This is a genomic window from Nocardia sp. NPDC049220 (assembly GCF_040647855.1).
GTDB lineage: Bacteria > Actinomycetota > Actinomycetes > Mycobacteriales > Mycobacteriaceae > Nocardia.
Genome location: NZ_JBEZDA010000010.1, coordinates 1 through 13,450 on the forward strand (window position 1 = coordinate 1; position 13,450 = coordinate 13,450).

The 13,450-nt window shown below is 62.4% G+C and carries 11 protein-coding genes, 3 rRNA genes and 1 pseudogene; 11 read left to right on the forward strand and 4 right to left on the reverse strand.

Translation table 11 applies throughout. From position 1 onward, the window contains the following. From AB0C34_RS20870 to rrf, 3 genes are all read left to right on the forward strand, one after another. Positions 1-304, forward strand: a 16S ribosomal RNA gene (locus AB0C34_RS20870); the annotation flags it as partial. A 342-nt stretch (positions 305-646) separates the two neighbouring features. Further along, a 23S ribosomal RNA gene (locus tag AB0C34_RS20875) occupies positions 647-3,769 on the forward strand. Positions 3,770-3,880: 111 nt separating this feature from the next. Then, a 5S ribosomal RNA gene (rrf, locus tag AB0C34_RS20880) occupies positions 3,881-3,997 on the forward strand. A gap of 130 nt (positions 3,998-4,127) precedes the next feature. Here rrf and AB0C34_RS20885 read toward each other — a convergent pair. Beyond that, positions 4,128-4,611 (reverse strand): annotated as a pseudogene (locus AB0C34_RS20885) (LLM class flavin-dependent oxidoreductase). Positions 4,612-4,865: 254 nt separating this feature from the next. Here AB0C34_RS20885 and AB0C34_RS20890 point away from each other — a divergent pair. Continuing rightward, entirely contained in the window at positions 4,866-5,054 is a 189-nt protein-coding gene (locus AB0C34_RS20890) for a MerR family transcriptional regulator (RefSeq protein WP_357075300.1), read from the forward strand. Between the two features lie 48 nt (positions 5,055-5,102). After that, positions 5,103-5,258 (forward strand): hypothetical protein, encoded by a 156-nt coding sequence (locus AB0C34_RS20895; RefSeq protein WP_357075303.1) that lies wholly within the window; start codon positions 5,103-5,105, stop codon positions 5,256-5,258. Positions 5,259-5,496: 238 nt separating this feature from the next. Here the strand turns inward: AB0C34_RS20895 and AB0C34_RS20900 are convergent, their stop codons facing one another. After that, a complete protein-coding gene (locus AB0C34_RS20900; protein WP_357075305.1) occupies positions 5,497-6,378 on the reverse strand; it encodes a helix-turn-helix domain-containing protein in 882 nt (293 codons plus the stop codon). Positions 6,379-6,484: 106 nt separating this feature from the next. On the opposite strand from AB0C34_RS20900, the gene AB0C34_RS20905 reads away from it, so the two are divergent. Both AB0C34_RS20905 and AB0C34_RS20910 read left to right on the forward strand, forming a co-directional pair. Then, positions 6,485-7,276, forward strand: coding sequence for an SDR family oxidoreductase (locus AB0C34_RS20905; RefSeq protein ID WP_357075308.1), 792 nt, complete (start codon positions 6,485-6,487; stop codon positions 7,274-7,276). Between the two features lies 1 nt (position 7,277). After that, complete coding sequence (locus tag AB0C34_RS20910) at positions 7,278-8,354, forward strand: diacylglycerol kinase (RefSeq protein ID WP_357075311.1); 1,077 nt, start codon at positions 7,278-7,280, stop codon at positions 8,352-8,354. Positions 8,355-8,420: 66 nt separating this feature from the next. Here the strand turns inward: AB0C34_RS20910 and AB0C34_RS20915 are convergent, their stop codons facing one another. Both AB0C34_RS20915 and AB0C34_RS20920 read right to left on the reverse strand, forming a co-directional pair. Next, positions 8,421-8,897, reverse strand: coding sequence for a nuclear transport factor 2 family protein (locus AB0C34_RS20915; RefSeq protein WP_357075314.1), 477 nt, complete (start codon positions 8,895-8,897; stop codon positions 8,421-8,423). 106 nt (positions 8,898-9,003) lie between these two features. Continuing rightward, positions 9,004-9,321 carry a hypothetical protein gene (locus AB0C34_RS20920; RefSeq protein WP_357075317.1) on the reverse strand — a complete coding sequence of 106 codons (318 nt, stop codon included), beginning with the start codon at positions 9,319-9,321 and terminating at the stop codon, positions 9,004-9,006. Positions 9,322-9,534: 213 nt separating this feature from the next. Here AB0C34_RS20920 and AB0C34_RS20925 point away from each other — a divergent pair, with 213 nt between their 5' ends. From AB0C34_RS20925 to AB0C34_RS20940, 4 genes are all read left to right on the forward strand, one after another. Then, on the forward strand, positions 9,535-9,666 hold the full coding sequence (locus AB0C34_RS20925) for a hypothetical protein (RefSeq protein WP_357075320.1): 132 nt from the start codon (positions 9,535-9,537) through the stop codon (positions 9,664-9,666). Between the two features lie 226 nt (positions 9,667-9,892). Beyond that, positions 9,893-10,732 carry an IclR family transcriptional regulator gene (locus AB0C34_RS20930; protein ID WP_357075323.1) on the forward strand — a complete coding sequence of 280 codons (840 nt, stop codon included), beginning with the start codon at positions 9,893-9,895 and terminating at the stop codon, positions 10,730-10,732. Positions 10,733-10,983: 251 nt separating this feature from the next. After that, complete coding sequence (locus AB0C34_RS20935) at positions 10,984-12,387, forward strand: amidohydrolase family protein (RefSeq protein WP_357075326.1); 1,404 nt, start codon at positions 10,984-10,986, stop codon at positions 12,385-12,387. A 10-nt stretch (positions 12,388-12,397) separates the two neighbouring features. Then, the gene (locus tag AB0C34_RS20940; RefSeq protein ID WP_357075329.1) at positions 12,398-13,348 is read left to right on the forward strand and encodes an antibiotic biosynthesis monooxygenase; all 951 of its coding nucleotides are present in this window, start codon (positions 12,398-12,400) and stop codon (positions 13,346-13,348) included. Positions 13,349-13,450 lie beyond the last annotated feature (102 nt).

Below are 13,450 nucleotides of genomic sequence, written 5' to 3' on the forward strand. Positions count from 1 at the left end.
GGCCGGTACAGAGGGCTGCGATACCGTGAGGTGGAGCGAATCCCTTAAAGCCGGTCTCAGTTCGGATCGGGGTCTGCAACTCGACCCCGTGAAGTTGGAGTCGCTAGTAATCGCAGATCAGCAACGCTGCGGTGAATACGTTCCCGGGCCTTGTACACACCGCCCGTCACGTCATGAAAGTCGGTAACACCCGAAGCCGGTGGCCTAACCCTTGTGGAGGGAGCCGTCGAAGGTGGGATTGGCGATTGGGACGAAGTCGTAACAAGGTAGCCGTACCGGAAGGTGCGGCTGGATCACCTCCTTTCTAAGGAGCACTTCTGCATCGCACCCCGAAGAGTCGGGGATGGTAAACGTTGATGCCAGAGACCGTTGAGTTCTCATCTGTAGGACTGCGGACGCTCATGGGTGGAACGCTGACAAGTTTTATCGCATTCGATCAGTCCTGTGTGGTTGGTCGCGGTGAATATATCGACACACTGTTGGGTCCTGAGAGAACACGCGAGTGTTTCTTTCTAGGCAAAGAATAACGATCTGGTGGGATCTCCGGTCATACCGGCCTCGGCCTTTGGGTTGAGGTGCTGGTGTCGGGTTGGGTTTCATCGGGTGTGTTGTTTGAGAACTGCACAGTGGACGCGAGCATCTTTGTTTGTAAGTGTTTAAGAGCGTACGGTGGATGCCTTGGCACCAGGAGCCGATGAAGGACGTAGGAGGCTGCGATAAGCCTCGGGGAGCTGTCAACCGAGCTGAGATCCGAGGATTTCCGAATGGGGAAACCCAGCACGAGTGATGTCGTGTTACCCGCATCTGAATATATAGGGTGTGTGGAGGGAACGTGGGGAAGTGAAACATCTCAGTACCCACAGGAAGAGAAAACAATTGTGATTCCGTGAGTAGTGGCGAGCGAAAGCGGATGAGGCTAAACCATGCGGATGTGATACCCGGCAGGGGTTGTCCGTGTGGGGTTGTGGGGCCCATTTTCTCATTGCTGCCGTGATGAGCGACAGTCAGAAAAGTTCGTGTTAGTCGAAGTGGTCTGGGATGGCCTGTCGTAGAGGGTGAGAATCCCGTAGACGAAAACACGTGCTCTGTCGTAGTGGGTGCCCGAGTAGCAGCGGGCCCGTGAAATCTGCTGTGAATCTGCCGGGACCACCCGGTAAGCCTGAATACTCCCTGGTGACCGATAGCGGACTAGTACCGTGAGGGAAAGGTGAAAAGTACCCCGGGAGGGGAGTGAAATAGTACCTGAAACCGTGCGCTTACAATCCGTCAGAGCCTTCCCTTCGGGGTGGGGTGATGGCGTGCCTTTTGAAGAATGAGCCTGCGAGTTAGTGGCATGTGGCGAGGTTAACCCGTGTGGGGTAGCCGTAGCGAAAGCGAGTCCGAATAGGGCGTTTGAGTCGCATGTTCTAGACCCGAAGCGGAGTGATCTACCCATGGCCAGGGTGAAGCGACGGTAAGACGTCGTGGAGGCCCGAACCCACTTAGGTTGAAAACTGAGGGGATGAGCTGTGGGTAGGGGTGAAAGGCCAATCAAACTCCGTGATAGCTGGTTCTCCCCGAAATGCATTTAGGTGCAGCGTCACGTGTTTCACACCGGAGGTAGAGCTACTGGATGGTCTAGGGGGCCTACAAGCTTACCGAAATCAGCCAAACTCCGAATGCCGGTGTGTGAGAGCGTGGCAGTGAGACTGCGGGGGATAAGCTTCGTAGTCGAGAGGGAAACAGCCCAGATCGCCGGCTAAGGCCCCTAAGCGTGTACTAAGTGGAAAAGGATGTGGGGTCGCGAAGACAACCAGGAGGTTGGCTTAGAAGCAGCCACCCTTGAAAGAGTGCGTAATAGCTCACTGGTCAAGTGATCCTGCGCCGACAATGTAGCGGGGCTCAAGTACACCGCCGAAGCCGCGGCATTCACACATGACATTCCAGCCCTTTTGGGGGTTGGCAGTGGTGTGGATGGGTAGGGGAGCGTCCTGTTGCCAGGGAAGCGCCGGAGTGATCCAGGTGTGGAGGCTACAGGAGTGAGAATGCAGGCATGAGTAGCGAAAGACGAGTGAGAAACTCGTCCGCCGAATGACCAAGGGTTCCTGGGCCAGGTTAATCCGCCCAGGGTGAGTCGGGACCTAAGGCGAGGCCGACAGGCGTAGTCGATGGACAACGGGTTGATATTCCCGTACCCGTGTATCCGCGCCCATGATGAATCAATGGTACTAACCGTCCAAAAGGTGATGGACTCCCTTCGGGGAGCCGGAGCTGGCTGCACGGGACCTTCGTTGGTAGTAGTCAAGCGATGGGGTGACGCAGGAAGGTAGCTGGGCCAGTCAGTGGTTGTACTGGTGTAAGCCTGTAGGGCGTGACATAGGTAAATCCGTGTCGCATGTGCCTGAGAGGTGATGCGTAGCCGATTGAGGCGAATTCAGTGATCCTATGCTGCCGAGAAAAGCCTCTAGTGAGTTGGTACACGGCCCGTACCCCAAACCGACACAGGTGGTCAGGTAGAGAATACCGAGGCGATCGAGAGAACTGTGGTTAAGGAACTCGGCAAAATGCCCCCGTAACTTCGGGAGAAGGGGGACCAACGCTGGTGACGGGACTTGCTCCCTGAGCTGGTGGTGGTCGCAGAGACCAGAGAGAAGCGACTGTTTACTAAAAACACAGGTCCGTGCGAAGTCGTAAGACGATGTATACGGACTGACGCCTGCCCGGTGCCGGAAGGTTAAGAGGACCGGTTAGCGCCTTCGGGTGCGAAGCTGAGAATTTAAGCCCCGGTAAACGGCGGTGGTAACTATAACCATCCTAAGGTAGCGAAATTCCTTGTCGGGTAAGTTCCGACCTGCACGAATGGCGTAACGACTTCTCTGCTGTCTCAACCACAGACTCGGCGAAATTGCATTACGAGTAAAGATGCTCGTTACGCGCGGCAGGACGAAAAGACCCCGGGACCTTCACTATAGCTTGGTATTGGTGTTCGGTACGGTTTGTGTAGGATAGGTGGGAGACTGTGAAGCGGGCACGCTAGTGTTTGTGGAGTCGTCGTTGAAATACCACTCTGATCGTATTGGACTTCTAACCTCGGACCATGATCTGGTTCAGGGACAGTGCCTGGTGGGTAGTTTAACTGGGGCGGTTGCCTCCTAAAATGTAACGGAGGCGCCCAAAGGTTCCCTCAGCCTGGTTGGCAATCAGGTGTCGAGTGCAAGTGCACAAGGGAGCTTGACTGTGAGAGCGACAGCTCGAGCAGGGACGAAAGTCGGGACTAGTGATCCGGCACCGGCAAGTGGAAGCGGTGTCGCTCAACGGATAAAAGGTACCCCGGGGATAACAGGCTGATCTTCCCCAAGAGTCCATATCGACGGGATGGTTTGGCACCTCGATGTCGGCTCGTCGCATCCTGGGGCTGGAGTAGGTCCCAAGGGTTGGGCTGTTCGCCCATTAAAGCGGCACGCGAGCTGGGTTTAGAACGTCGTGAGACAGTTCGGTCTCTATCCGCCGCGCGCGTCAGAAACTTGAGGAAGGCTGTCCCTAGTACGAGAGGACCGGGACGGACGAACCTCTGGTGTGCCAGTTGTCCTGCCAAGGGCACTGCTGGTTGGCTACGTTCGGAAGGGATAACCGCTGAAAGCATCTAAGCGGGAAGCCTGTTCCAAGATGAGGTTTCTCACCACCTTCGAGTGGTTAAGGCCCCCTACAGACCATGGGGTTGATAGGCCAGAACTGGAAGCACGGTAACGTGTGTAGGTGACTGGTACTAATCGGCCGAGGACTTACCAACAAAGAAGCTACGCGTCCACTGTGCGGTATCTGAAACAACACACAACCCTGTGAACAATCCCACCGTCTCGGTACGGGATGGGGTGTTTACGGGTGGATAGTTTCATAGAGTTACGGCGGCCATAGCGGCAGGGAAACGCCCGGTCCCATTCCGAACCCGGAAGCTAAGCCTGCCAGCGCCGATGGTACTGCACTCGACAGGGTGTGGGAGAGTAGGACACCGCCGGAACATCCTTCACCGAAGGCCCTCGACACAGTCGAGGGCCTTCGGCATTTCCCCCACACGACAACAGATCACACCGACATTACGGAATCGTCCAAGTATTTCTCGCTGTTTCGGGCGTTGGCAACATCGGTTATCAGGCGACGGCCCGTTCGCGGATCTCCACCGCCGTCTCGAGCATTTGCTGAGTGCTGGTGAACCAGTCCTGCAGATTCAGATCCACGATGAGTTCGTCTGCGCCAGCGGCTGCGGCCGTTCGGACGTCGTCCATCACCTGATCGAAGACGTCCAGCGTCTCGTCGAGGAAGCGGCCGCGATCCGCTCGAGTGGCGCCAGTGGCCTGGAGTTCGTCGGTGGACCAGCCGGTGCCCATGCCTGCGACCACGCGGCCGCCACTGATCTGATCGATCGTAGCCAGCGCCTTCGCCAGCTGGATGGGTGTGCAGTGCAGCGACCAGAACGGCAGTACCGAGGCGCACCTCTTCGGTCGCCACCGCCGCTGCCGTGAGGACTGCCAGGGGGTCAGCGGCCTGCCGCTGGGTTTCCGGCCACGGCACGTTCGGCGGGGCATAGGGTTCGGCGGGCTTCTCTGGGAAGAGCAGTCGTTCGTACGTCCACACACTGGCGTATCCGGCCGCTTCGGCCGTTCTGGCTGCTTCGACCAAGTCGTGTTGTAGGTCGACTCCCGCTCTCTGGGGCAGGCGAAGTCCGTTTCATGTGAAGCCTCCGATGCAGTCGTGATTGTCGTAGCCGCAGGAACTGAGCCAGCCTCCGGCATCTACCTGTTGTTCAGGCAGAGTGCGGCTGTTTTTGGTCCATCCGGCGAGTCTTGAACATTCACATAGGTGTGAAGGTCGAGGGTAAGTTCGAGCACGTGCGAATCGGAAAGCTCGCCGAGCGCACCGGCGTCTCCCGTCGGCTACTGCGCTACTACGAGGAGCAGGGCTTGATCACACCCAGCCGCGCCCTCAACGGTTACCGTGAGTACGGAGAGTCACACGTGCAGGTCGTTCAGCAGATCACGGGACTGCTCGATGCCGGACTGCCGACCCGTATCATCTAGCAGCTCCTGCCGTGCCTGGACAAGCCGCAGTCCATCTACGTTCCCGACGTGACGACCGAGATGATCGCCGAGCTGCGAGGCGAACAAGCTCGGCTGTCCGAACGCATCGAGTGCCTGACTCGCAACAAAGACGCAATCGCCGACTACCTCGACAAGGTTCTCAGCGTCAAATCGGCGAACAACGGGCGCAGGGCCACGTCATGATCAGATGCTCGAGGAGGTAATCCTTCCTGGTCATCCACAGGTTTTTAAGTATCGCTCGCCGGGCGAATTCCGCCGTCAGTTACAGGTGAAAGGGGGCGTAGGGGACTCGGTGGCCGGTAGGGCAGACGAAGAATGGCACTACGTTGTCCTTGCTGGGCTGCGAGCGGGGGCGTGTCGTGCTGCCGATTGTGGCGTTGCTCTTCTGCTGGACCTGCGCAGTTGTCGAGCGTGTCTGTGATCAGCTGTCGAGTTTACGTGCGGCCAAAGCAGCCGTGAGTTCCCGTGCGCTCGCGATTGTGGCCGAAATGAACTCGGCGCGTTCGAATTTCGTCGTGGCGGCGCGCAGTGGCCCGAGCTGGACTTCGTAGGCGGCGGTGCCGGTGGGGTCGAAAACCGGTGCTGCGAGATAACTCAGGGGCAGTTGGTCGTCGGAATCCAATTCCGTTCTGGTGAACGGCCGTGCGGTGAGGGCGGCGAGTTGGCGCAAAGCGCGGGTCCGTAGATGCGACCGGCGGAGATCGTCGCCGACCGCGCCGAGTAGATCAGCGAGCAGATCGACCATCCCGGCGTCGTCGGTGCGTGGACGGAAGACAGCGACGCCACGCTCGCGGACTAGCGCCAACAGCGAAGCGGCGGTGCGCTGGTCGGTGCTGGCTGTGGTGGCGAGCCAGGTATTCTGCTCACCCGCCGAACGCCACGGCATGACGCTCGCGCCCGCGGGAAACTGCAGCGGAATACGGTGTCCCACCGGGATGCCGGGGACGACGCGATCGATGCCGTGCCGGACATCGAGCACCGTGAGTCGATCCGGTTCGATCCGGCTGAACGTGGCGCCGTAGCCGGTGCGGTCGGCCAGGGCGGTGAGGATCTCTCCGATTCCGTGCGGGAGTGCGGCGCCGGACAGTCCGGACAGTGCGGGTCCGATGCCGTAACCGCGGGCGGGATGGCGGATGACCCAGCCTGCCACGTCCAACTCGGTCAGGATCGCGGTCGCGGTGGTGCGCGCGATGCCGAGTCGCTCGGCGATCCCTGCCACGCTGATCGGCGCATCGGAGGTCGCGAGCAGCGACACGATCTCGACGACGCGACGCGTAGGTGGGGACGGGGATCGTTCCGGCATGGCGTCAACCCCTTGTCTCGACTCCGACGTACTCCGTACGATGACGATTATCAGAATAGATCGTGTCGAATATTCGACAGGCCTGCGCAGCGCATAGGGGGCGCGAATGATTCTGGATCGGTTCCGTATCGACGGACAGGTCGCCATCGTCACCGGCGCCGGTCGCGGCCTCGGGGCGGCGATCGCCGTGGCATTCGCGGAGGCGGGCGCCGACATCGTCCTGGCGGCACGCACGAAGAGCCAGCTGGACGAGGTCGCGGAGCAGGTGGCCGCGACCGGAAGGCAGGCCCATGTGGTCCCGGCGGATCTGAGTGACGCCGATGCTACGGCGGCCCTCGCGGCGACGGCCGTCGAACGGTTCGGACGCCTGGATATCGTGGTCAACAATGTCGGTGGTGCGCTGCCGTGCCCGTTGCTCGACACGACACCGCAGATGCTGGCGGAGGCGTTCAGTTTCAATGTTCTCACCGCGCACAGTTTGGTTCGGGCGGCGGTGCCGCGGATACTCGACACCGCCGGTGGCGGTTCCATCGTGAACATCACCTCCACGATGGGACGCCTGCCGGGGCGCGCGTTCACCGCCTACGGCACCGTCAAAGCCGCCTTGGCTCACTACACGAAGCTCGCCGCGCTCGACCTGAACCCGCGTATCCGGGTGAATGCGATCGCGCCCGGTTCGATCCTGACCTCTGCGCTCGAGGTCGTCGCCGGTAATGCGGCGATACGCACCGAACTGGAGACCAAGACCCCGCTGCACCGCATCGGCGAACCCGAAGACATCGCCGCCGCGGCTCTGTACCTCGTCTCGCCCGCCGGGAAGTATCTCACCGGCAAGATCCTCGAGCCCGACGGCGGCTTGATCGTTCCGAATCTCGACCTACCGATTCCGGATCTGTGACATGACATATCGCGTAGTGCAATGGGGCACCGGCAATGTTGGCAGGCATGCTCTGGCGGGCGTCATCGCCAACCCCGACCTTGAACTCACGGGGGTGTGGGTGTCCGGCCCCGCCAAGGATGGTGTCGACGCGGGAATGCTTGCGGGACTGGATCATTCGGTGGGTGTCACCGCGACTACCGATGCGGCTGCGCTGCTGGCGTCGGGTCCCGACTGCGTCGTCTACTGTTCGATGACCGATAATCGCCTGTTCGAAGCGGTGCAGGATCTCCAACGTATTCTCGCGGCGGGAATCAATGTCGTCGCCTGCGCTCCGGTGTTCTTCCAGTACCCCTACGGCGTGCTTCCGGATGACCTGCTCGAGCCGGTCCGAGCGGCTGCCGTGCAGGGGAACTCGTCACTGTGGGTCAATGGCATCGATCCGGGTTTCGCGAACGACTTGCTTCCGCTGGCCCTCGCGGGCACGTGCCTGCGCATCGACCAGGTGCGCTGTCTGGAGATCGTCGACTATGCCAGCTACGACAATCGCGAGGTCATGTTCGACATCATGGGTTTCGGCAAGCCGGTCGAGGACATTCCAATGCTGTTGCAGCCGGGTGTGCTCTCCCTCGCCTGGGGCGGCACAGTCCGTCAGCTCGCCGCGGGGATCGGCGTCACGCTCGATGGCGTGACCGAGACCTACGAGCGGGTCCCCGCGCCGGAATCGTTCGATATCGTCACCGGGCACATCGCCGAAGGCACCGCCGCCGCACTGCGTTTCGAGGTGCGTGGCATGGTTGGTGACGTGCCGGTCACGGTGCTCGAGCATGTGACCCGGCTGCGCTCCGATCTGTGCCCGGACTGGCCGCAACCCGCGCACCGAGCGGGCTCCTATCGGGTCGAGATCACCGGTGAGCCCAGTTACGCACTGGATCTGGTGACCTCGAGTCGCAACGGCGATCACAATTACGCGACTCTGCTGGCCACCGGTATGCGCATCGTCAACGCGGTGCCCGCCGTGGTCGCGGCGCCGCCTGGCATTCTCACCGCACTCGATCTTCCGCTGATCACCAGCCCGGCGGTGCGTCTGGGCCGCTGATCGGACGTCAGGTCCCGCGTGCTGTCCAGCGTCACCGGGTATCCGGTCGGCGACGTCCCGACGCGGCTATTCGGCGGGTGCCCACATGTTGGACAGCAGTTGGAAACTCGGTGTGTCGGACAGCGCCTGCATTGCTTCATAGATGCGCTGGTAGCCGGTCGAGGAGATACGCCAGTGGCCGTCGGTGTCGAGGCGGTAGGTGTCAGTGTAGTAACCGGCGCCGCGGATCAGGACGCGGTATTCCGTCGAGATCACCGTGTCCTCGAAAGCCCATGAGCCCGTCGCTGTTTCGCCGTCGATATGAATCTCCGGATGGTTGGCGACGTGGACGGTGACGACCGAGGGGCCGAGATTCTCCCGCATGAACGCGATGATGGCGTCGCGGCCGCTCAGGCGCAGCGGTTCGCCGAGCGCGTGGGTGCCGTAGTGACCGGCGGCGTCGACGGTCAGCGTGTCGCCGAACTCGTTCCACAATTTGAGGTCGAGGGTCCGGAAGTAGCGGTACTTCAGCTGTCGGACCGCTTCGATGGCGTCGAGATCCATCTCTCGAGGGTGGCACGCTCGAGGTCGTCAGACAAGAACGTGTTCTATTCTGGGTCGTCGGTGGTGTGTCGGAAGGCTACGGCGGCCTGACCGGTGTGCCTGCCGGTCACCGCGTCCTCGCCGCCTCGGCCAGAGCTGCGAGCCCATCGAGCACCGCGGCTTGCGCGCCGGGTACCTCGATGTCCATGTGGGTAGCGGGGGCATCAGCAGGGATGAACGTGAACGCGAAGCAGTCACAGCAGTCCGCCTCACGCGCGGCCAGGGCACGTGCCGATTGCTCGGCATCCGCCGCCAGCGTCAGGCGCAGTCGAGTCGGCGCGATTCGCTCGACACGTAGCAGGGAACTGGCGAACAGGTCGTGGAACTCCCGGACACGCAGAGGTTGTTCGGCAGTCGGCAGGGTGCATGCTTTCGGAACGCCCATGCGGTGTCCGGACGCATCTCCGTCATCGGGTCACCTCCAAGTCTTCTTCAAGGGTAAGCCCGTACTCTGGTGTCGGATCGAGTCGTGTTCCGTGGATGGTCATCTCGGCGGTGTCGAAGCCGCTCGATCGGGTACCCGCATCCTGGGGCACGCGACCGTTCAACCGCGGCGACGCCTGTCTGCACCGTTACCGTCCCGACCGGAGAGTCCGCGATGACCGCGCATCCCACCGCCCACGATCCACACCACGAACCCGCCACCGACCAGGACGTCACCCTGCTCGCCGAGCGCGACAGCCGCGAGTGGCCGCACGCGCTGATCGAATTCCAGCACAGGTCCGCGTAGGTGGGTCGGAGTTGGATGGTGAACGGGCGCGGTGCACCGGCGTCAGCTGCCCGGGCAGCGCTGTGTGCTGCCCGATCAGACAATCCGATGCGAAAGTGATAGTGGGCGTTGTCCCGGCGGGACCTCGAACGGCGTTGTGGCGGAACAGAACCAACGTGCGCCGGAGACGAACCAGTCGGGTCGAAGTACTTCTAAGTTCTAGGCGATCATGCAGTGGAGGTGAACAATGACGGTCGAGGCGGCGATCCCTCCGGATTCCGGCGAGTTGTGGACGGGATCGGGACCCGCCGCTCGGCCCGCGCAGCCGCCGGTGTCGATGATCGAGCGAATGACGCTGATACTGGAAGCATTCGACGGTGCGACGCCGACCCTGACCCTGGTGGGGCTCGCCGAACGCACCGGGCTGCCGCGCTCCACGGTGCACCGCATACTCGACCAGTTGATCCGATTGCGCTGGCTCGCGCACGCGCCCGGCGGATACCGCCTCGGTACGCGCACGCTCGAATTGGGTGGACTGGCGGCCGAACACAACGAGATTCGTGATGCGGTGAGCCCGCTGCTGCACGACCTCTGTCAGCGGACCAAGATGATCGGTCACCTCGGCGTCCTGGAGGGGCGCGAGGTGCTGTTTCTGGACAAAGCCGGGGGTCGGTGCGCAGCGGCGGTGCCAACCCGGCTGGGCGGCCGGATGCCTGCGCACAGCACGGCGCTCGGCAAGGCGATGCTCGCCTCACTAGAACCGAGCATCGTCGACGTGTCCTTCCGCGACCGGCTCCCGCAGTTCACCCCGCGCACCCTCGGTGACCGCGCCGAACTGCATCGTGAGCTCACGCGCACCCGCCAGCGGCAGGGTGTCGCCGTCGACAACGAGGAGTCGCTACCCGGGATCGCGTGCGTAGCCGTGCCGATTCGCAGCCGCGGCGCCGCGGTGGCGGCTTTGTCGCTGTCGGGTCGGATCGGCGGTGAACAGGCGGTACCGGACACCGCGCGCCTGGCACGCGTGCTGGTCGAGGCGGCCCATGAGGCAGGACGTTCGCTCCTCCCTCGGCAGGCGCGCCGATGCTAGCGCCGCCGGGAATCGGCGGCGTATCCCTCGACTTTCGGGGCGGTGGTCATCGCCGTCGGTGCGTCCGCTGACGAGCGCACGACGGCCGCTATGGCATGGTGCGTACGACGGCGGGGCGATGTACCAAGTCTTCGTGCGTCTGGCTTGCCGGGCTGACGTATGCGATGTCATCACGTCCGAAACGGGTGATGTCCGATAATTATTTCGGCGATCCACTGTTGTGCCCGGCTGTTTTGTGGTCTCCTCGGACGGTGAGCCAAGTCCACTTGGGGCACATTTTCCACATCGCGGGCAGCCCGGCCGCCGCCGATGCCGCTGACGCACTGGTTTCGGTACCGGACGGCGCGCTGGCGATCGACGACAACGGTCGAATCGCGTACTGCGGTGACCGCGCCGAAGTCCCCACCGTTTTCCGCGACGAAAATGTGTTCGATCACCGCCCGGGTTTTCTGCTTCCGGGATTTGTCGACACCCACGTTCACTTCCCGCAGACTTTTGCCGGCGACGCGTACGGTGGCGGCCAGTTGCCGGAGTGGCTCGATCACTGTATGTTCCCCGCGGAATCCCGGTATGCCGAGATCGAGTTCGCGCAGCGAGCTGCCCTCGAATTCTGTAACAGACGCACCGCGGCGGGAACTACGGCGGCGATGGTCTTCGGGTCGGCCTTCCCGCATGCGCAAGATGCCTTGTTCACCGAGACGCTGCGGTTCGGTCTTCGGATGGTCAGCGGCCGCGGTGTCCAGACGACCGGCGGGGAATCGGCGGCGCCCCTGATCACCTCCGAGGACGACGCCGTCAGGCTGTGCAGGGAAGAAGTCGACAAGTGGCACGCAGCCGACACCGGAAACGTCGAGACGGCACTTCTTCATGTGGCGATCGTGCCGCGTTTCGCGCTGTCGGTGACGCGCGAGACGTTGAAGAACCTTGGTGAACTATACGATTCCGTGCGCGACCGCGGCGTCTATTTCCACAGCCACCTCAACGAGAACAATCGCCCCGGAACCGGTGAAATCGACACCACGAAGCAGGTCTACCGAGTCGATTCGTACCTCGACGCCTACGACGGGAAGTTCCTGGCCGGCTCGGCCGAGGGGGGCAAGAGTCTGCTCGGTCGACGCAGTATTCTCGCGCACTGCGTGCACTGCGAGGATGTCGAGCTTCAGCGGATGGCGGAGACCGGCACATCGGTCGCGCACTGTCCGGTTTCGCAGCAGTTCTTGGGATCCGGCACGATGCCGTGGAAACGGACGATCGCCTCGGGCGTCAACGTGGCCGTTGGAACCGACTTCGGTGGTGGCGACGAATGGCTGATCCCGCAGGTGCTCTCGGCCGCGTTCAAGGTCCACATCTCCGAGCCGGGCGACGACGCAGTGGCGATGCATCCGGCCGAAATGCTCTTCACGGGGACGCTGGCCGGCGCGCGGGCTCTGGATATGGAAGGCCGATTCGGAAACTTCGATCTCGGCAAGGAAGCGGACTTCCTGGTTGTCGAACCGGCGCGATGGCCCGCCCTGGCGGGTGCGCTGACACACGGAATCCGGTCCGGAGACCCCAGATCGGCGCGGGATCAAACGTTGTTCGCCCTGCTGATGGGTATGCGTGAGCCCGCAATCTCGGAGGCTTACGTTCGGGGCCGTCGCGTCGACGCTCGGTGATGGCGCACCGATGACAGCCGCCGCCACCGCGGTCACCGTCTTCCACCGCCCGGCCGACGGTGCCGGCTTCCATGCCTGGTTGACGCGGCTCATCGAAATTGCCGAGACTGCACCCGGATTCGTGACGGCGTCGGCGGCGATCAGCGACGACCCGCACCTGGATTCGGGGTTCAGTGTCACTTTTCGATCCGAGCCGTTGATGCACGATTTCCTGGACTCACCCGACCGAACACAGGTGCTGACCGAAGGCGCGGCACTCGGGTTCCGCCGCAAGAGCTCGGATCTTGTCATCCTCGAAGGCGGATCGCCGCCACCAGGAATCGGCGTCTTTCGGCACAGCGTCGCCCGCGGCAGGGAAGCCGAATTCATCGCGACGGAGTCGCGCCTTGTCGCGGCGAGTGCGAAGTTTTCCGGATTCGAGGGCGGCCTGCTTTTTGCGTTCGGTGATACGGGCCGATGGTATTCGGTGGTTCGGTTTCGAACCGGGCACCAGCTGTCGAAGTGGATGCACTCGAAAGAACGGGACGCCGCGCTTCCGGAACTGCGTTCGGAGCTGACCGAGGATTTCACGGTCGCCGCGCACACCACACCGTTCGGTTCTACGCTGCGAACGGTCGACGGTGAGACACGAATGACGCCGACGTGGAAGATCGCCATGTTGGTGTTGTTGGTGCTGTATCCGACAGTGATGACGCTGTCCAGATTCCTCGGGCCGGTGCTGGACGGGATCGGCGCGCAGCCCTGGTTGGCGATGTGGCTGAGCCAGATCGTCAGCGTCGGGTTGATGAGTTGGATTTTGTCGCCCGCGATCGCGAGGTGCTTTCGGCGATGGCTCGATCCGGTCGATGGTGCGGGATGGTGGGTCGGTACCGTCGGAGCGGCGGCGGTTGTCGTGCTCTACGCCTTGACGCTGCTGCTGTTCGCCTCGGTGCAGTGGTTGCACTACTGGGACTATCAGTGACCGGTGTGCGGGCTCATGTCCGACCGTGCCGTTTGAGTTCCGTGCTCCGTGCACCCGGCGTCCGCGCTTACGTCGCATCGTTCGGTCGGCCGGCCGCGCGGT

Excerpts from the sequence above, each read along its gene's own strand:
- AB0C34_RS20900 (WP_357075305.1), bottom strand. The coding sequence starts at position 6,378 with ATGCCGGAACGATCCCCGTCCCCACCTACGCGTCGCGTCGTCGAGATC.
- AB0C34_RS20905 (WP_357075308.1), top strand. The coding sequence starts at position 6,485 with ATGATTCTGGATCGGTTCCGTATCGACGGACAGGTCGCCATCGTCACC.
- AB0C34_RS20910 (WP_357075311.1), top strand. The coding sequence starts at position 7,278 with ATGACATATCGCGTAGTGCAATGGGGCACCGGCAATGTTGGCAGGCAT.
- AB0C34_RS20915 (WP_357075314.1), bottom strand. The coding sequence starts at position 8,897 with ATGGATCTCGACGCCATCGAAGCGGTCCGACAGCTGAAGTACCGCTAC.
- AB0C34_RS20920 (WP_357075317.1), bottom strand. The coding sequence starts at position 9,321 with ATGGGCGTTCCGAAAGCATGCACCCTGCCGACTGCCGAACAACCTCTG.
- AB0C34_RS20925 (WP_357075320.1), top strand. The coding sequence starts at position 9,535 with ATGACCGCGCATCCCACCGCCCACGATCCACACCACGAACCCGCCACC.
- AB0C34_RS20930 (WP_357075323.1), top strand. The coding sequence starts at position 9,893 with ATGACGGTCGAGGCGGCGATCCCTCCGGATTCCGGCGAGTTGTGGACG.
- AB0C34_RS20940 (WP_357075329.1), top strand. The coding sequence starts at position 12,398 with ATGACAGCCGCCGCCACCGCGGTCACCGTCTTCCACCGCCCGGCCGAC.